This window comes from Rhizobium hidalgonense (assembly GCF_005862185.2).
GTDB classification, from domain to species: Bacteria; Pseudomonadota; Alphaproteobacteria; order Rhizobiales; family Rhizobiaceae; genus Rhizobium; species Rhizobium hidalgonense.
In genome coordinates this window covers 152,581-170,570 of the sequence record NZ_CP054029.1, presented here as the reverse complement: position 1 = coordinate 170,570, position 17,990 = coordinate 152,581, and the positions used below count along the sequence as shown (strand labels likewise).

The window sequence follows — 17,990 nt, the reverse complement described above, 5'->3', positions numbered from 1 at the left end:
ACTTCGCATCGGCCTGGGGCGGCTAACCTGGTCCGTCGCCGTCGCGATGATCATCCGCCACTTCCTGCGATCAGTCGCATTCCAGGCGTCGCGAACTGCTTCCGGTAATTCAGCGGACTGACGCCATAGGTTTGAACGAACTGCAATCGGAGATTCTCGGCACTGCCCAAGCCAGTCGCAAGAGCGATCCCGTCTAGCGGCGCATTGCTGGTTTCGAGCAACATGCGCGAACATTCGAGGCGCTCCTTCAATATCCACTTCAATGGCGGCAATCCGGTCAGGGAGCGAAAACGGCGTTGGAAAGTGCGTAGGCTCATTCCTGCCTTGCCGGCAAGCGACGCTATGCTATGCGACGCTGCGAGGTCGGCCCGGACATGATCCAACAAGGACGACAAGCGGTGCGCTTCGTATTCGGCCGGAATCGGTTGTTCGACGAACTGGGCTTGGCCGCCCTGCCGATGGCTGTACATGACCAGCCGGCGTGCGACCGAGTTTGCAATCCTCGCTCCGAAATCGGAGCGCACGATATGCAGGCATAGGTCAATGCCCGCTGAGCTGCCCGCCGAGGTCAGGATGTCTCCGTCGTCGATGTAGAGGCGATCCGCCTCGACTTCGATTGCCGGATGACGCTCGGCCAAGGTTTTCGCAAATTGCCAGTGGGTTGTCGCCCTGCGGCCATCCAGAAGGCCCGCCGCCGCGAGGACGAAAGCGCCGCCGCATATCGACACGATGCGGGCACCTCTCTTATGCGCAAGGACAAGTTCGTCGCAGATTCGCTGCGGTACGGGCGCCTCGGCGCCGCGCCACCCCGGGACGATCACCGTTCCGGCCTGGTGCAAATCCTCTGCCGAACCGGTCGCGGCGACCATCAGACCACCGCAGGCGCGAAGGGATTTATCTTCGAGGGCGACGGACTCGAATCGATACCAGTTCGGCCCAGCCTCAGGCCGCGAGAGACCGAAAATTTCGGCAGTGATCCCAAACTCGAAGGTGCACAGGCCGTCATAGACGAGGCTGACGACGCGTCTGTTTGGTTCTTGAGATGGCGTATGTCTGAAATTTGGCATGAATGCCATGCTATCTGGCAATTCCGCCACTGGCAACGCGGCTGCCGGCCATGCGATCTCGTCAAGTGTTTGTCATAGGAGAGACCATGTCACGGGATACAGAATTGCTAAGTGCCATCCAGACCTATTTCGATGCCCTTTATGCCTGCGACCTGGAGCTGTTCGACAGGGTTTTCCATCCGGCCTGCAGCCTGTTTGATGCTGACGAAGGCGCAATTGTCGTTGATCCAATCGCAGCCTACCGCGAGGTCATCGCCAAGCGAATTTCGCCTTCCAGCCGTTCGCAGCCGCGTCAAGACGAAATTATCCTGATCGACTGGCTCTCGGATGCTTCCGCTACCATCAAAGTCCGTTTGCGCATTCACGAGAATATTTTCATCGATCATCTGTGTTTTGTGAAAGGCACGGATGGCTGGCGGATCGTCGCCAAGATCTGGCATCTCGAACGAAGAATGGCTTAAGTCAGATCGGCCAGACTGCCAGCAGCGCTGGCACACTGACGAGCACGACAATCAGCGAAAGCGGCAGGCCCAATCGCGCATAGTCGCCAAATCGATATCCGCCCGGGCCCATGACCAGCGTGTTGCACTGGTGGCCTATCGGGGTGAGGAAATCACAGCCGGCGCCGATTGCCACCGCCATCAGAAACGCATCGGGCCGGAAGCCCAGCTTGGCGGCAAAGGTCGCGGCGATCGGCGCCATGACCAGAACGGTCGCCGCGTTGTTCAAAAACGGCGTCACGGCCATGGCCGCCACCAGGATGAGAGCCAGAGCGCCGAAGGGCGGAAGCATTTCGGCGGTGCGCGACAGGAGATCGGCGATGATGTCGGTGGTTCCCGTGGTTCTCAGCGAGTCGCTGATCGGGATCAGAGCAGCCAGCATGATCAGAATCGGCGCATCGAGATGATGATAGACTTCGCGCAAGGGAACCGATCCGGTGACCACCATCAGAAAGGCGGCGGCAAAAAATGCCGTCGCGACGGGAATGCCGCCGAAGGCCGTCGCCGCCATCGTCGCCAGCAGGATAATGACCGGGATCATGCCGTTGCGGGCATTGCCGAGCTTCAGATCCCGTTCGACCAGCGGCAAACATCCCCATTCGCGTAAAAGATCCGGCAGTTTCTGCAAGTCGCCCTGCAAGACCACGACGTCGCCGTTGCGGATCTTGATCTCGCCGAGACGCTCGGTGAAGCGCCTGTCCCGGCGGCTGACGGCAAGAAGGTTGAGGCCGGTATTGTGGAAGAGAGCGACGTCTTTTGCGCTGACGCCGATCAAGCGCGAATGTTCGCCGACGATGGCTTCGACGGAGCTGATGTCCCGGCGGATCTCGGGCTCGTGTTTACGATCGGACAGTTGCAGCTTGGCTTCGCTGACGATCTTGTCGAGGGCGCTTTGCTCGCCCTCGATAATGAGAAGATCGCCATCCTTGAGCACGGTGTCGGGAAGCGGCGTTCGTCTTTGGCCGCTGCCGCCGATAATCGCGGTCACCATCGCATCACCGCCGGCCGGCTTCTGCAGCCAGCTGACGGACCGGCCGATCGCCGCCGAGGGCGTGATGACCTTGGCTTCGGTCGTGTAGTTCTTGATCGCCACCGCCTCATCCATCGACGTTTCTACCCGCGATCGTTCGGGAAGCAGCTTGTAGAACAGCCCCAGAAAGACAACGCCGGCGACCGAGAGCGCCAGGCCGACGGGCGTATAATCGAACATCGTGAACGGCTGCCCGGTGATCTCCTCGCGCACCCGGGAAACGATGATATTCGGCGATGTGCCGATCTGCGTCATCAGCCCGCCGAGCAGAGAGGCGAAAGACATCGGCATCAGGAACATCGACGGTGACACGCGCGATTTCCGGGCCATCTGCACGGCAACCGGAATCATGATCGCCAGCGCACCGATGTTTTTGACGAAAGCCGACAGGGCCGCGACGATGGCAACCAAGATGATCAGTTGCATCCGCGGCCCGCGTCTTTCCGGCGAAAACCGGCGCAGCGCCAGATCCATGATGCCCGATCTGGAGATCGCCGCACTGACGATCAGTGCGCTGCCGACAATGATGACGATGTCATCGGCAAAACCGGAAAAGGCGGTTTTGGCAGGGACGATGCCGACGGTGATTGCCACAAGCAGGGAACTCACTGCGACCACGTCGTATCGATAACGCCCCCAGACGAAGGCGCCCATCATGAGCGCGATGACGAGAAGAGAAAGCCATTGATCAACGCGCATGTTTGCATCCCTGTGGTAGCAATTAACGTTTGACGCAAGAGAATGATGCGACGAGCCAGAGAATTTCTCATCGATCCTCGCCGCTTGCTGCCGCCGACAATCGGATGGGCATGAAAAGCCGGCAGGCGAGGCTTGGCAGAGACGCACTTGTTCCCATGTTTCAGCGGGAGGAGGCCATCATGGAACTTCCAGCCGCCGGCCGGCATTCCATGCTTGGATGTTGATTCGGAAACGACCATGGCCAGTGACAACCTGTCGACATATCGCTCGAAGCGCGATTTTCAAAAGACGGCGGAGCCGAGCGGCGACAAGCAGATCGCGCGCAGCAATCGCCGTCGCTTCGTCATCCAGAAACACGACGCCACCCGACTGCATTACGACCTGCGGCTCGAACTCGACGGCGTCTTCAAATCCTGGGCGGTCACCAAAGGCCCGTCGCTCGATCCGCACGACAAGCGGCTGGCCGTCGAGGTGGAAGATCACCCACTCGATTATGGCGACTTCGAAGGCACGATCCCGAAAGGCCAGTATGGCGGCGGCACGGTGATGTTGTGGGACCGCGGCTATTGGGAGCCCGAGGGAAAGAAGAGCCCGGAGCAGGCGCTTGCCAAGGGCGACTTCAAGTTCACGCTGGAAGGCGAACGGCTGCACGGCAGCTTCGTGCTGGTGCGCATGCGCAATGATCGCGACGGCGGCAAACGGACCAACTGGCTGCTGATCAAACATCACGACGCGTTCTCGGTCGACGAAAATGGCGAAGCGATCCTGGAGGACAACGATACCTCGGTTGCCTCCGGCCGGACGATGGAGGCGATTGCCGCCGGCAAGGGCCGCAAGCCGAAGCCGTTCATGATGAAAGGCGGCGATATCAAGGCCGATGCCGTCTGGGACAGCAACCACGGGCTGGCCGCCGAAGAGAGGAAAGAGACGGGCCGAGCCGGCAGGAAGCCGAAAGCGGCAAGGGTCGACCTCCCGGATTTCATCGCGCCGCAGCTTTGCCAGACCCTGGAGCGGCCGCCGGCCGGCGAGGGCTGGATTCACGAGATCAAATTCGATGGCTACCGGATCCAGATGCGGACGCTCGAGGGCGAGGTGACGCTGAAGACGCGGAAGGGGCTCGACTGGACCGGTAAATATCCGGAGATCGCCGAGGCGGCATCGGCACTACCCGACGCCATTATCGACGGCGAGATCTGTGCTCTCGACGACCATGGCGCACCGGATTTCGCAGCCCTGCAGGCCGCCATTTCGGAAGGCAGGACCGGCGATCTCGTCTATTTCGCCTTCGATCTTCTTTACGAGGGTGGCGAGGACTTGCGGTCGTTGCCGGTCGTGGAGCGCAAGGCCCGGCTTCAAAGCTTGCTGGCGGATGCCGGTGATGACCCTCGGCTCCGTTTCGTCGAGCATTTCGAGACCGGCGGCGATGCGGTCCTTCGCTCCGCCTGCAAGCTCTCACTGGAAGGCATCGTCTCCAAACAGGTCGATGCTCCCTATCAATCCGGCCGCGCCGACAGCTGGGCCAAGTCGAAATGCCGCGCCGGCCACGAAGTGGTGATCGGCGCCTATGCCAAGACCAACGGCAAATTCCGCTCCCTGCTGGTCGGCGTCTACCGCGGCGACCACTTCGTCTATGTCGGCCGCGTCGGCACCGGATATGGCGCGAAGAAAGTGGAAACGCTGCTGCCGAAACTGCAGGCGCTCGAGGCGGCAAAATCGCCCTTCACCGGCATCGGTGCGCCGAAGAAGGAGGCCGAGGTCACCTGGCTGAAGCCCAAGCTGGTGGCGGAAATCGAGTTCGCAGGCTGGACCGCCGACGGCATCGTCCGCCAGGCGGCCTTCAAGGGCCTGCGGGAGGACAAGCCGGCCAGAGAGGTCAAGGCCGAACGGCCGGCCAAGCCCGCTGAGACCGAGGTACCGGAGCCGGCGGCGGAGGCGGAGGTGAAGGCGAGGCCCGCTCGCCGTAAAGGCGCCAAAACCGAGGTGATGGGGGTGATGATCTCCAATCCGGACAAGCCGCTGTGGCCGGATGCCAATGACCGCAGGCCGGTGACCAAGGAAGAGCTGGCGCGCTATTATGAAGCCGTCGGCGGCTGGATGATCGCGCATATCGAAGGGCGTCCCTGTTCGATCATCCGTGCGCCCGATGGGCTCGGCGGCGAGCAGTTCTTCCAGCGCCATGCCATGCCCGGCACCTCGAACCTCCTCGAACTGGTCAAGGTCTTCGGCGACAAAAAGCCCTACCTGCAGATCGACAGGGTCGAGGGTCTGGCTGCTGTCGCGCAGATCGGCGCTGTCGAATTGCACCCCTGGAATTGCCAACCGCACAAGCCGGAGGTGCCGGGCCGGCTGGTGTTCGACCTCGACCCCGGCCCCGACGTGCCGTTCTCGACGGTCGTTTCCGCCGCCCGCGAAATGCGCGATCGTCTCGACGCACTGGGCCTGATCAGCTTCTGCAAGACAACCGGCGGCAAGGGCCTGCACGTTGTCACGCCGCTTGCGATCAACAAACGCAAGCCGCTTTCCTGGGCTGAGGCGAAGAGCTTCGCGCACGACGTCTGCCAGCAGATGGCGCGCGACAATCCCGATCTTTATCTGATCAAGATGACCAAGAGCCTGAGGAACGGCCGCATCTTCCTCGACTATCTCCGCAACGACCGGATGGCTACGGCCGTGGCACCCTTGTCCCCACGGGCCCGGCCAGGCGCCACGGTCTCGATGCCGCTGACCTGGACCCAGGTCAAATCGGATCTCGACCCGAAACGCTTCACCATCCGCACCGTGCCGGCACTGCTGTCGAAATCGCCAGCCTGGGAGGATTACTGCGATGGCGAGCGTCCGCTGGAGCAAGCGATCAAACGCCTCGGCAAAGCATCCGCGGCGGCTTGAACATCACGAATGAATTTTCTCTGCGTGCCATATTGCCGTTCGCAAAACTACTCCAAATAGCAGTGAAGCGGATCGCATAGATCGAGCGTTGACAATCCCCCGGCCATGAAGTCTAGTGGTCCACTTACCGGACCAGCAGACCTCAGGGAGAGGGGCATGGCAGTGGATGTTCGAGCGATGCTCGAAGAGGTTGCGACGCTTGGGGGAGCGCCGAAGAAGTCGATGAAAGACTTCGTCGTCCAGAAAATTGCGACCTTCATCGCGACCGGCATCCTCAAATCAGGCGACCCGCTGCCCAGCGAACGTGAACTGGCTGCCGCGCTCTCGGTCAGCCGCGAGACCGTCCGCGGCGCGATCCTCATCCTCGCCACACATGGAATTCTCTCTGTCGCGCAGGGAACGCGCACCGTGGTGGCATCGGAGGACGTCGGCGAATTGGCTGTCCAGGCGGCGCGCTACCGCGACATTGCGGCCTATAGTCTCGACAATGTTCATGAGGCGCGACTGCTGATCGAAGCGCAGGTGGTCAGGGCTGCCGCGGTCAAGGTCGAAGCGCCGACGCTTGATTATCTCCGCAAGTCGATCACCGCACAGGAAGCCGCCAGTGACGATCCTGTGCGTTTCTTGATCTGCGACCGGGAGTTTCACACCGCCATCTACCGTTCCAGCGGCAATGCGGTGCTGGCCGACATGGCCGCCGATCTCTATTCTTATCTTCTCAGCCACCGCAGGCGCGTCGTATCGCAGCCCGGGACGATCGCCACGAGCATCGCCGATCACCGATTAATCCTCGCCGGTCTGGAGACGCACGATCCGGACGCCGCATGCGCGGCCTTCGCGATCCACGAAACCCGCATTTATACGACAACCAAGCTGCTCTTTTCATAGACCGCAGGGAGACGAACACGATGCATATTCTCATTATCGGGGCGGGAGGAATGATCGGCCGTAAGCTTGCCGCCAGCTTGGCGCGCAGCGGTTCCCTCGGCGCTCAAACGATCACGCGCATGACGCTGGTGGATATCGCGGCGCCGCCGGTGCCATCAGGCGTCGTTGCCTCGGTGGAAGCGCTGGCTGCCGATATTTCGGAAGGGGGCGCGGCCGAAGCCTTGGCGGCTCGCCGGGCCGACGTAATCTTCCATCTCGCCGCGATCGTTTCCGGCGAGGCCGAGCGCAATTTCGAACTCGGCTACCGGGTCAATCTCGATGGCACACGCGCACTGCTGGAAGCGATCCGTCATGAGGGAAGCCGGCAAGCCTATGTTCCCCGCTTCGTCTTCACTTCGTCAATTGCGGTTTACGGCACACCGTTTCCCGATCCGATCCCCGACGATTACGTCCAGGCGCCGCTCACCAGCTACGGCGTGCAGAAAGCGATATCGGAACTTCTGCTCGGCGATTATTCGCGCCGCGGCTTCGTCGACGGCGTCGGAATTCGGTTGCCGACCATCGTCATCCGGCCCGGTGCGCCGAACGCCGCCGCATCGGGCTTCTTTTCCGGAATTTTGCGGGAACCGCTCGCCGGCCAGCGGGCGGTTCTTCCGGTGGAGGATACGGTCAAGCATTGGCTGGCAAGCCCGCGTTCCGCCATCAAATTTCTGATCCACGCCGCCACGCTCGACACATCGTCGCTGGGTGCGCGGCGCACGCTCACCATGCCGGGCGTTGCCGCCACCGTTGCCGACCAGATTGCCGCATTGCGCCGTGTCGCCGGCCCTGCGGCGGCTGAGTTGATCGACCGCCGCCGCGACGAGGTCATTGAAGGGATCGTCGCTGGGTGGCCGAAATCCTTTGCGCCCGATCGTGCGACCCAATTGGGGTTCACCGCCGAGACCAGCGTCGACGAGCTGATCGAGGTCTACCTCTCCGAAGATGCTCCGGGTGCGTCCCGATGAAGAGATAACGACAAGACGAAGACATAGCGTGTAGCGCTCGATTTCTGGGAGGAGTGAGTATGGCAGGCGTTCAATTCGCGGATGTGCGGAAATCATTCGGTTCATTTCCGGTCATCAAAGGCGTGGATATCGACATCGCCGATGGTGAGTTCGTGATCCTGGTCGGCCCGTCGGGTTGCGGCAAATCCACATTGCTGCGGATGCTGGCGGGACTTGAGAACATTTCCGGCGGCGAGATCAAGATTGGCGGGCGGGTGGTCAACACGCTGCCGCCGAAGGATCGCGATATCGCCATGGTGTTCCAGAACTACGCGCTCTATCCGCATATGACGGTGGAGCAGAACATGGGCTTCTCGCTCATGCTCAACAAGTCGCCGAAGGCGGAGGCGGAAAAGCGGGTGAAATATGCCGCCGGCATCCTCGGCCTCGACAAGCTGCTCGACCGCTATCCGCGCCAGCTTTCCGGCGGCCAGCGCCAGCGTGTCGCCATGGGCCGCGCCATCGTGCGCGATCCGGAAGTCTTCCTGTTCGACGAGCCGCTGTCCAACCTCGATGCCAAGCTGCGTGTCGCCATGCGCGCCGAGATCAAAGAACTGCACCAGCGGCTGAAAACCACCACTGTTTACGTCACCCACGATCAGATCGAAGCCATGACCATGGCCGACAAGATCGTCGTCATGCATGATGGCGTTGTCGAGCAGATCGGCACGCCGCTCGAGCTCTACGACAAGCCGGCCAATCTCTTCGTCGGCGGCTTCATCGGCTCGCCGGCGATGAACATGATCAAGGGCAGGCTCGATCCGGAAAACCCGGCACGCTTCATGGCACCCGACGGCACGGCGCTGCCGGTCTTCAATCCGCCAGCCGGCGCCATTGGCCGCGACCTCGTCTACGGGCTTCGCCCGGAATATATCCTGCTCGACGCCAATGGCCTGCCCGGCGAAATCGTGGTGATCGAGCCGACCGGCTACGAGACGCATCTCATTCTCAAGCTCGGCGGCAGCGAGCTCAGCTGCGTCTTCCGCGAACGCGTCAGCGCCCGGCCAGGCGAAATCCTGCACGTTTCGATCGACGCGGCGCATGTTCATCTCTTCGATGCCGAGAGCGGCCGGAGATTGACCGACTGACGCCGTCCGGCGGCGGCGCGGGGGCGGAGGAGCCCTTTTCGCTGTCCGCAGGCCGGTCGCATCTCCTTTCGGGATGCAAGGATCGTCGTTCACCAAGCGGGAGGTGAGGGACGGGGAATTCGTACCCGCTTTTGAGGAGGAATCTCATGAAGATCAGAAGACGCGACTTTCTTGCCGCCTCGGCTGCCGTCGCCGGTGCTGCCGGCCTCGGTATCCGGCCGTCCCTGGCGCAGGCCGAACCGACTTACACGCCGGAAAGCGGCGCCAGCCTTCGCCTGCTGCGCTGGACGCCCTTCGTCAAGGGCGACGAGGAGGCCTGGCTTGCCAACACCAAGAAGTTCACCGAGGCGACCGGCGTCGAGGTGCGCATCGACAAGGAAAGCTGGGAAGACATCCGCCCGAAGGCCGCCGTTGCCGCCAATGTCGGCTCCGGCCCCGATCTCATCATGTGCTGGTTCGACGATGCCCACCAGTATCCGGACAAGCTGGTCGATCTCACCGAACTCGGCAATTATCTCGGCAACAAATATGAGGGCTGGTACGACGGCGTGAAGGGTTATGCCACGCGCGGCGACACCTTCATCGCCATGCCGCTGACAGCGATCGGCAATGCTGTCGTCTATCGCGACAGCCACGTGAAGGCTGCCGGTTTCAACGAATTCCCCAACGATACCGCAGGCTTCCTCGAACTCTGCAAGGCGATGAAGGCAAAAGGCACGCCGGCCGGCTTCCCGCACGGCAAGGCCGTCGGCGACGGCAACAACTATGCCCACTGGCTGCTGTGGAGCCATAACGGCATGATGGTCGACGAAAGCGGCAAGGTAACGATCAACAGCCCGGAAACGCTGGCTTCGATCAACTATGCCAAGGAGCTTTATGCGACCTTCATTCCGGGCACGGAAAGCTGGCAGGACGTCAACAACAACCGTGCTTTCCTGGCCGGCCAGGTCTCGCTGATCGCCAACGGCGTTTCGGTCTATTACACCGCCAAGAACGACCCGAAGCTCGCCGAGATCGCCAAGGACATCCGCACGACGAACTTCCCGATCGGCCCCGTCGGCAAGAGCGTCGAACTTTGCCAGACGAGCTCGCTTCTGCTCTTCAAGCACAGCAAATATCCGGAAGCGGCCAAGGCTTACATCAAGTTCATGATGGAAGCCGACCAGATGAATGCCTGGATCCAGGGCTCCAGCGCCTATTGCTGCCAGCCACTTAAGGCGTTCGCCAAAAACCCGATCTGGACCGCCGATCCGGTGCACGCGCCCTATGCGCGCGCCTCGGAAAAACTGCGTCCGAACGGCTATGCCGGCCCGCTCGGCTATGCCTCGGCGGCAACCATGGCCGACTATGTTCTGGTCGACATGTATGCGGCCGCCGTCACCGGCCAGATGTCGCCGGAAGATGCGATGAAGGAAGCTGAACGGCGGGCAAACCGCTATTATCGCGTCTGAGCAAGAGGCGGAAAGCAAGCGGCGTGCCGGCCTTCGGCATGCCGCAAACTCCTGCGGGAGTCCGAAACGCGATCTGGAGATAAGCAATGTCGATGGCAAATTCGGGGGATGGACGTGGGCCGGTCTCTTCGCTCCTGCAGAACAACAATGTGCTCGGCTTCCTGTTCATGCTGCCGGCGGCGGTGTTCCTTGTCTGCTTTCTCACCTATCCGCTGGGGCTCGGCGTCTGGCTCGGCTTCACCGATACCAGGATCGGCCGCGACGGCATCTTCATCGGGCTGGAGAACTACCAGTTCCTGATGGAGGATTCCGTCTTCTGGCTGTCGGTCTTCAACACCATTCTCTACACGTTCGTCGCCTCGGTGCTGAAATTCGCGCTCGGCCTCTGGCTGGCGATGCTGCTCAACCAGCACCTGCCCTACAAATCCTTCTTCCGGGCCATCGTCCTGTTGCCCTGGGTGGTGCCCACGGTGCTTTCGGCGCTGGCATTCTGGTGGATCTACGATTCGCAGTTCTCGATCATTTCCTGGTCGCTGATGAAGCTGGGGCTGATCAGCGGGCCGATCAACTTCCTCGGCGACCCGATCAATGCGCGCATATCGGTCATCGTCGCCAATGTCTGGCGCGGCATTCCCTTTGTGGCGATTTCGCTGCTTGCGGGGCTGCAGACGATCCCGGCATCTCTGCAGGAAGCAGCCTCGCTCGACGGCGCCACCAGCTGGCAGCGTTTCCGCTACGTGACGCTGCCGATGCTGACGCCGATCATCGCCGTGGTGATGACCTTCTCGGTGCTTTTCACCTTTACCGATTTCCAGCTGATCTACGTGCTGACCAAGGGCGGCCCCGTCAATGCGACGCATCTGATGGCGACACTGTCGTTCCAGCGCGGCATTCCCGGCGGCCAGCTGGGCGAGGGCGCGGCCATCGCGGTCGCCATGGTGCCCTTCCTGCTCGGTGCGATCATGTTCAGCTTCTTCGGCCTGCAGCGGCGCAAATGGCAGCAGGGCGGCCAGGATTAGGAGAATGACGATGTCAACACATTCCAACACCGCCGATCAGGCCCTGACCGACAACGCCGAAGGCATGAGCTATCTGAACCGCCTGCCGCGGCGGATCGTGATGCTCTATCTGCCGATGGCGGTCTTCGTCTTCGTTCTGCTCTTCCCTTTCTACTGGATGGCGATCACCGCGGTGAAGCCCAACGAACAGCTGACCGACTACAACAATTACAGCCCCTTCTGGGTGGTGGGACCGACGATCGCCCACATCAAATACCTGTTCCTCGAGACATCCTATCCGGGCTGGCTGTGGAACACGATGCTGGTGGCGGTCTGCTCCACCTTTCTCTCGCTGGTGGCTTCGGTATTGGGCGCCTATGCGATCGAGCGGGTCCGCTTTACCGGCTCGCGTTCGGTCGGCCTGGTGATCTTCCTCGCCTATCTCGTGCCTCCGTCGATCCTCTTCATTCCGCTTGCCTTCATCGTTTTCAAGCTCGGCATCTACGACTCGCGGCTGGCGCTGATCTTCACCTATCCGACCTTCCTCATTCCCTTCTGCACCTGGCTGCTGATGGGTTATTTCCGCTCGATCCCCTTCGAGCTGGAGGAAAGCGCGCTGGTGGACGGCGCCAACCGGTGGCAGATCCTCATCAAGATCATCCTGCCGCTCGCCGTGCCGGGGCTGATCTCGGCCGGGATTTTCGCCTTCACGCTGTCCTGGAACGAATTCATCTATGCCCTTACGTTCATTCAGTCATCTGAGAATAAAACCATTCCGGTCGGGGTGCTGACCGAACTGGTGCGCGGCGATGTCTTCGAATGGGGGGCACTGATGGCGGGCGCCCTGTTCGGCTCGCTGCCGGTGGTCATCCTCTACTCGTTCTTCGTGGATTACTACGTGTCCTCGATGACCGGGGCGGTGAAGGAGTGACCGACGCTGAATGTGCTGCGGCAATGGCATGCCGAGCCGTAGTCAGCGTCTCCAAGTCGAGCACTGGGCCTTCTGGCGACACGTGGTATAGTTGATTTCGGTCGTCCTCCTGGACGATACGATGAAGGAATTATTCCATGGGTGACCAGAAACGCCCGCTGCGACCTGGAGAAGCCGCGCCCGGATTCGCGCTGGCCACGGCCAACTTCGACGGAACGGTCTCTTTCGCCGATTTGAGCGGTCGCCCGTTCCTGATCGGCTTCTATCGCGGGCTGCACTGCCCGTTCTGCCGGCGTCAGCTGGAACAGCTTGCCAGCGTAGAGCCATCCCTGCGCGCCGCCGGGGTGGAGATCGTGGCCGTGATTAACACGCCGGTGGAACGTGCGCGCCTGTATTTCCGCCACCGGCCGACGCCGATCACGCTTCTCTGTGATCCGGACTGCCGCACGCATCGGGCCTACGGTGTGCCGCATGCCGAGTTCCTGCCCGAGGGGAGCCACGAGCAGCCCGAATGGCCCTATAGGGTAACGATCGCGCAGTTCCAGGCGGCCCGCATCAACCCCACCGGCGAACTGCCGGAGCCGCTGCATCCGATGGAAGCCAACACGATACTTAATGCCAACGACCGCTTCGAGCTTACCGAAGCCGACCATGCGATCTTCGCCAACCACGGTACCCAGCTCGTCGGGCACTTCCTCGTGAATGCGAACGGCACCATTGGCTGGGCACGAATCGAGGCGCTCGACGGACCGAACAGCCTCTCCGTCTTCCCGACGACGGCCGAGATCATCGCCGCCGCCGGCAGCCTTGAGCACTGACCTGCCGCGAACGGTCCACCTGCCTTGCTAGCGGATCACGAACGCTGCAAAAGCAGACCTGCCGCCAAGGCATGAAAAGCCTCGACCGCCTTCGGCAGAACGCTCTGCGGATTTTCGCTGGCGGCGATCCAGAGAGCCGCATTCAGAGCCGCGCCGCTCAGCAATCGGGCCGCCGCTTCTGCGTCGAGCGGTTTGAGGATGCCTTGTTCGGTCAGGCGCTCCACGGTGCTTTTGGTCACCTGCAGACAGCTGCTCTGGCTCGGCCATTGCGAGGGATCACCCAACACCGCGGGTCCGTCGAGCAGAACGATGCGTTGGACTTCCGGATTGAGCGCCATCTCGATATAGGCCGCACCCTCGGCAAGCAGGCCCTGCCAATCATTGCCCGCTTGCGCCCCAATCTCCTTGGCGCGCACCGCCATTTCCGTGTCGAGCTGATCGACCACCGCCGCCAGCAACCCGCGTTTATCTCCGAAGTTGTGGTAGAGCGCGCCGCGTGTCAGGCCGGCGTCAGCCGTCAACTCATCCATCGACGCTGCCGCGTAGCCTTTTTCGGCAAAAGCCTTGCGCGCAGCCGCGATCAGTTTGACGCGGTTTTCCTGCATCGTTTCGCTGCGTGTCTTCGCCATTCGACCCCTCATTTCATATACGAAGCGTATATGGACTTGACATACGGCGCGCATGTCGGCTATTTCACATACGTACCGTATATCAAAATGAAGGCGGGCTTGGGAAGTCTCACCTCGCTCTCATCGGTGGTTTCCAACAATAAAGCGAGATCAGAATGACCCAACGCGAAGCAATCTTTCCTGCCGGAAGGCATGATCTTTATGAGAAGCACGGCTATTCCGCCGCGATCCGGTCCGGCGACCTGCTGTTTGTCTCCGGACAGGTCGGCAGCCGTTCGGACGGAACAGCTGAACCGGATTTCGAACGCCAGGTGCGGCTGGCGTTCGAAAACTTGAAGGCCACGCTCAGTGCCGCCGGCTGCACGCTGGACGATATCGTCGATGTCACCAGCTTCCATACCGATCCTGAAAACCAGTTCGGAACGATCCTGGCCGTCAAGCAGGAGATTTTCAGCAAGGCACCCTATCCGAACTGGACTGCGCTCGGCGTCAACTGGCTCGCCGGCTTCGACTTCGAGATCAAGGTCATCGCCCGTATTCCGGCAAGAAACTGACATCGCCAAACCCCGGCTGCGCCGGAACGCCCTGCCGCTACTGCCGTGGAGACTTGCCGACATCGGTAGCCGCTCCTATCTCATGTCGAACAGACTGATGGAGCGACGAGATCATGGAACTTGTGGCTGACACTCTTTTCGATGCGGCGATCGAGATCATTCCTCCGGAAGACACCAAAGAACAGCCCGATGGCCGCGCGTGCCTTTGTTGCCAGCGCCGGTGTCAATGGATGGATGATGACGGTTGCGGCATCTGCGAGGAATGTCTCGCCTCATGATGAACGCAGGAAGGGCGCAGCGCGATGGCGATCCGTAGCGCCGGACTTCTCATCTATCGGCGCCTGTCCGCGGACCTCGAAGTCCTTCTCGTCCATCCGGGCGGTCCCTTTTGGGCTGGGAAAGACGAGGCTGCCTGGTCGATCCCGAAGGGATTGGTCGAGCCGGAAGAGGATGAACTCGCCGCGGCGAAGAGGGAGACGGCCGAAGAGCTGGGTGTAGCAGTCGACGGCATAGCCACGCCCCTCGGCGAATACCGACAGCCTGGCGGCAAGATCGTCGTCGCCTGGTCGATCGAAGCCGATCCGCTATTGGACGTGAATGCGATACGGAGCGCCGAGTTTCAAATGGAATGGCCGCCGAAATCGGGCCGGGTCAGGAGCTTTCCCGAGGTTGACCGCGCCGGCTGGTTTTCCCTGGCCGACGCCGGAACAAAGCTGTTGAAAGGGCAGCGGCCGATGCTTGCCGATCTCCTGAAGCATCAGGAATGATCGGCGCGAAATGATTATGTGGGCCGCCCGTCTTGCTGCACGCATGCGTGAAGCGCGCGGCAGCCATGCGTTGCTTCTGAAGACATGCATCTCCATCTGACAGTCACAGCCATCTGACGCACATCGAGAAAATCGGCGCTGCGGCCCGGCCTGGGCTCGCGCGAGGAGACAATCATGAACGGCATTTCGAAAACCCTGAACGACATGACGCTTGTTGAACGGTCGAGCCTGCTCGACACCGTCGCCGATGCCTTGGAAGCAACCGCCGAGGAGGCCGAAGGGGAGGGCGATGCCCGTTTCGTCGCCAACTCCGTCTGCATCGCCAATACGATCCGCGGACTTTCGGGCGAGCTCGCGCCGCACAATCTGCGGGCGGCCGAACTGCTCCTCGAGCAGGGCATCATGCTCGTCCACCAGTTTGCCAACAGGGCGAAACCGCCTGGAATGGTTCATTAGCATTGTCGGCAGGCTCCGATGCCGAACCCGCCGACAATCCGGCCATCAATCAGCCTTTTTGCGGTACAGCAACGTCATGAGTGCGAGGGCGCATCCAAGGGCTCCGACAGAAGCGAAGATGTAGAAGTTCCACTGCGGAGCGAGGCCCGCCCCAAGAACCGCGCCGCCGATGGCCGGTCCTATCATGCCTCCGATGCGGCCGATGCCGAGCGAGAAGCCAAGGCCCGTTCCACGGATCTCGACTGGATAGAGGTTTCCAACGAGAATGTTGGCGAGGATCTGCGTGCCGATCGTTCCCGTACCGGCAAGCGCGACGAGAGCGTAAACCTGGAGGCCCTGATCCACCTGCGTCAGCAACCAGATCGAGCAGGCGCCGAGAAGAAACAGACCTGCCACAACGATTTTGACATTTCCGCGGTCAGCAATCCTGGCACCGATCAGCAGGCCGACCGCGGCTCCGAGATTGAGCGTTACCGAGAAGAGCAGGGCAGAACCGAGGTCGTAGCCCATCTTGTTCATAATGGTCGGAAGCCAGTTGACCATACCGAATGTCAGCAGGAGCGAACAGAAGTGGATGCCCCATGCGTTCAAGGTCGGGAGCAGGCGCCCTTCGGAAAATAGTGACGGGATGCCAACCTGGCGTGCCGCCACCGGCCTGGCTACGGGATTGGGCAGTCCGTACTGGTTGGCGATCTGGTTGGCTTCGGGCTGACGGTTCTTCGTTGCCAGCCATTCGGGGGACTCGGGGATGAGGCGGATGAAGAAGGGCAGTAGCAGGATCGGTGCGCCGCCGATGATCATCAGCGGACGCCATCCGTATTTCTGAATCAGCAACATTCCGAGCATACCCGAAATGATGCCGCCGGCCAGATAACCCAGAAGCGCAAAGGAATAGGCGATCGCCTTCCGTTTCGGCGGGGAGAACTCGATGATCAACGCAGTTACTGTCGGAAAAAGAGCGCCGAGCCCCAGACCGGCTAGAAAGCGGGTTGCCTCGAAAACGAGAAAGTTCGGTGCAAGACCGCTGCCGATCATCATAACCGAGAAGCTCAGCAGGCTGCCCATGATGACCTTGCGGCGGCCTATCCTGTCGGCGAGTGTTCCCGCAACGAGCGCGCCGAGCAGCATGCCGAACAGGGTGATGGAGGCAGCCCGTCCGACCATGCCGGGCGTCAGGCCCCAGCTTGCTTCACCGAGCAGCGCCGGCGCGACTGCGCCGTAAACGATGAGATCATAACCGTCGAACAGGATCAGCAGACCACAAAGGGCGATGATGATATTCGGGCTGCGAACGCGTTCGTCGAAAATAGCGAGATCTTGTATGGCCAATTTTCCCTCCCCATACATTGCGTACAGGAAGCACGCTCCTGCCAACGGCAGGTCCGCACCGATCCATGTACAAATCCTCCTGGATCATTGCCGGCGTGGTTCCTCCCAGCGCCAGACTCACCCGCGAGCGGGCGATGTCAAGACAACGATGACACGCTATTAAATACTTGCGAATAAAATATTTGCAGCTGCAAACTTCTCAGCTAGCGACTTTTCCCTTTGCGGACATGGCCGGCAGGTTGCTGTGCATGCGGCGCAACGCATTCTTCAGGGCTGCGACCTCCTCGGCCGACATGCCCTGAACCGCGGTGCGTTCAAGCTCCACGGCAAGCGGCATGAGCCTTTCCGTCAGCGCTTCGCCTTGCGGGGTCAGCCTGACGATGACGATACGGCCATTGTCTTCCGGACGTGTTCTCGACACCAGCTTGCGCTTGGCCAGCGTGCCGACGAGGCGCGAAAGCGTCGAAATCTCGACAGAGACGACGTCGGCGAGATCCCCCAGGGTGCTTTCCCGGCGCTCCTTGAGCATCGCCAGAACCCGGTACATCGCCACGCTGAGATCGTCTTCGGCAATTCTCTGCGCGAACACCTCGGCTATCCGCACGCCGGCGCGATTGAGAAGATACGGAACGGAATCGGTAAGTTTGTACATATCTCTGTCTGCTGGCGGGATTCGGGGCGCTTGCTGAATGTTCTCTCCGACATGCACCTAAATGACCGTGATGACAACATGATTGGCTTTCAGCCGCCGACAATGGCGGGGGAGATCAAACATTTTTCCCGCCTGATTTCTAGATTTGCGTTGACAACAGTTGCAAATGCAATAATTTGACGGCGAGGAAACACGGGAGGA

The 17,990-nt window shown here is 61.1% G+C and carries 18 protein-coding genes; 13 read left to right on the top strand and 5 right to left on the bottom strand.

The window, feature by feature from the left end:
• Positions 1-50: 50 nt before the first annotated feature.
• Positions 51-1,076, bottom strand: a complete 1,026-nt coding sequence (gene ftrA, locus FFM81_RS29640; protein WP_097536728.1) for a transcriptional regulator FtrA — start codon at positions 1,074-1,076, stop codon at positions 51-53.
• A gap of 77 nt (positions 1,077-1,153) precedes the next feature.
• On the opposite strand from ftrA, the gene FFM81_RS29635 reads away from it, so the two are divergent.
• Complete coding sequence (locus FFM81_RS29635; protein WP_138385948.1) at positions 1,154-1,528, top strand: nuclear transport factor 2 family protein; 375 nt, start codon at positions 1,154-1,156, stop codon at positions 1,526-1,528.
• A gap of 1 nt (position 1,529) precedes the next feature.
• Here FFM81_RS29635 and FFM81_RS29630 read toward each other — a convergent pair whose 3' ends face one another.
• A complete protein-coding gene (locus FFM81_RS29630; RefSeq protein ID WP_138385947.1) occupies positions 1,530-3,296 on the bottom strand; it encodes an SLC13 family permease in 1,767 nt (588 codons plus the stop codon).
• A gap of 237 nt (positions 3,297-3,533) precedes the next feature.
• Here FFM81_RS29630 and ligD point away from each other — a divergent pair, with 237 nt between their 5' ends.
• The 8 genes from ligD (at position 3,534) to FFM81_RS29590 (ending at position 13,402) form a co-directional block, all read left to right on the top strand.
• Complete coding sequence (gene ligD, locus FFM81_RS29625; RefSeq protein ID WP_025418861.1) at positions 3,534-6,182, top strand: DNA ligase D; 2,649 nt, start codon at positions 3,534-3,536, stop codon at positions 6,180-6,182.
• A gap of 162 nt (positions 6,183-6,344) precedes the next feature.
• On the top strand, positions 6,345-7,070 hold the full coding sequence (locus FFM81_RS29620; protein WP_138385977.1) for a FadR/GntR family transcriptional regulator: 726 nt from the start codon (positions 6,345-6,347) through the stop codon (positions 7,068-7,070).
• Between the two features lie 20 nt (positions 7,071-7,090).
• On the top strand, positions 7,091-8,077 hold the full coding sequence (gene denD, locus FFM81_RS29615) for a D-erythronate dehydrogenase (protein ID WP_003563830.1): 987 nt from the start codon (positions 7,091-7,093) through the stop codon (positions 8,075-8,077).
• 59 nt (positions 8,078-8,136) lie between these two features.
• Complete coding sequence (locus FFM81_RS29610) at positions 8,137-9,204, top strand: ABC transporter ATP-binding protein (RefSeq protein WP_025418863.1); 1,068 nt, start codon at positions 8,137-8,139, stop codon at positions 9,202-9,204.
• 146 nt (positions 9,205-9,350) lie between these two features.
• Positions 9,351-10,655 carry an ABC transporter substrate-binding protein gene (locus tag FFM81_RS29605; protein WP_138385946.1) on the top strand — a complete coding sequence of 435 codons (1,305 nt, stop codon included), beginning with the start codon at positions 9,351-9,353 and terminating at the stop codon, positions 10,653-10,655.
• 86 nt (positions 10,656-10,741) lie between these two features.
• Positions 10,742-11,674 (top strand): carbohydrate ABC transporter permease, encoded by a 933-nt coding sequence (locus FFM81_RS29600; RefSeq protein WP_003563833.1) that lies wholly within the window; start codon positions 10,742-10,744, stop codon positions 11,672-11,674.
• 10 nt (positions 11,675-11,684) lie between these two features.
• A complete protein-coding gene (locus tag FFM81_RS29595) occupies positions 11,685-12,584 on the top strand; it encodes a carbohydrate ABC transporter permease (protein WP_003563834.1) in 900 nt (299 codons plus the stop codon).
• 137 nt (positions 12,585-12,721) lie between these two features.
• Positions 12,722-13,402 carry a peroxiredoxin-like family protein gene (locus tag FFM81_RS29590; RefSeq protein ID WP_003563835.1) on the top strand — a complete coding sequence of 227 codons (681 nt, stop codon included), beginning with the start codon at positions 12,722-12,724 and terminating at the stop codon, positions 13,400-13,402.
• A gap of 35 nt (positions 13,403-13,437) precedes the next feature.
• On the opposite strand, the gene FFM81_RS29585 is transcribed toward FFM81_RS29590, so the two are convergent.
• Positions 13,438-14,031, bottom strand: coding sequence for a TetR/AcrR family transcriptional regulator (locus FFM81_RS29585; RefSeq protein WP_138385945.1), 594 nt, complete (start codon positions 14,029-14,031; stop codon positions 13,438-13,440).
• A 155-nt stretch (positions 14,032-14,186) separates the two neighbouring features.
• On the opposite strand from FFM81_RS29585, the gene FFM81_RS29580 reads away from it, so the two are divergent.
• From FFM81_RS29580 to FFM81_RS29565, 4 genes are all read left to right on the top strand, one after another.
• On the top strand, positions 14,187-14,585 hold the full coding sequence (locus tag FFM81_RS29580) for a RidA family protein (protein WP_138385944.1): 399 nt from the start codon (positions 14,187-14,189) through the stop codon (positions 14,583-14,585).
• A 113-nt stretch (positions 14,586-14,698) separates the two neighbouring features.
• Positions 14,699-14,863, top strand: a complete 165-nt coding sequence (locus tag FFM81_RS29575) for a hypothetical protein (protein ID WP_003563839.1) — start codon at positions 14,699-14,701, stop codon at positions 14,861-14,863.
• Between the two features lie 24 nt (positions 14,864-14,887).
• Complete coding sequence (locus tag FFM81_RS29570) at positions 14,888-15,352, top strand: NUDIX hydrolase (RefSeq protein ID WP_003563840.1); 465 nt, start codon at positions 14,888-14,890, stop codon at positions 15,350-15,352.
• Between the two features lie 174 nt (positions 15,353-15,526).
• Complete coding sequence (locus FFM81_RS29565) at positions 15,527-15,808, top strand: hypothetical protein (protein ID WP_003563841.1); 282 nt, start codon at positions 15,527-15,529, stop codon at positions 15,806-15,808.
• Positions 15,809-15,853: 45 nt separating this feature from the next.
• Here the strand turns inward: FFM81_RS29565 and FFM81_RS29560 are convergent, their stop codons facing one another.
• Together FFM81_RS29560 and FFM81_RS29555 are read right to left on the bottom strand one after the other, a co-directional pair.
• On the bottom strand, positions 15,854-17,155 hold the full coding sequence (locus tag FFM81_RS29560; RefSeq protein ID WP_172643002.1) for an MFS transporter: 1,302 nt from the start codon (positions 17,153-17,155) through the stop codon (positions 15,854-15,856).
• A gap of 181 nt (positions 17,156-17,336) precedes the next feature.
• Complete coding sequence (locus tag FFM81_RS29555) at positions 17,337-17,789, bottom strand: MarR family winged helix-turn-helix transcriptional regulator (RefSeq protein WP_003563845.1); 453 nt, start codon at positions 17,787-17,789, stop codon at positions 17,337-17,339.
• Between the last annotated feature and the right edge of the window lie 201 nt (positions 17,790-17,990).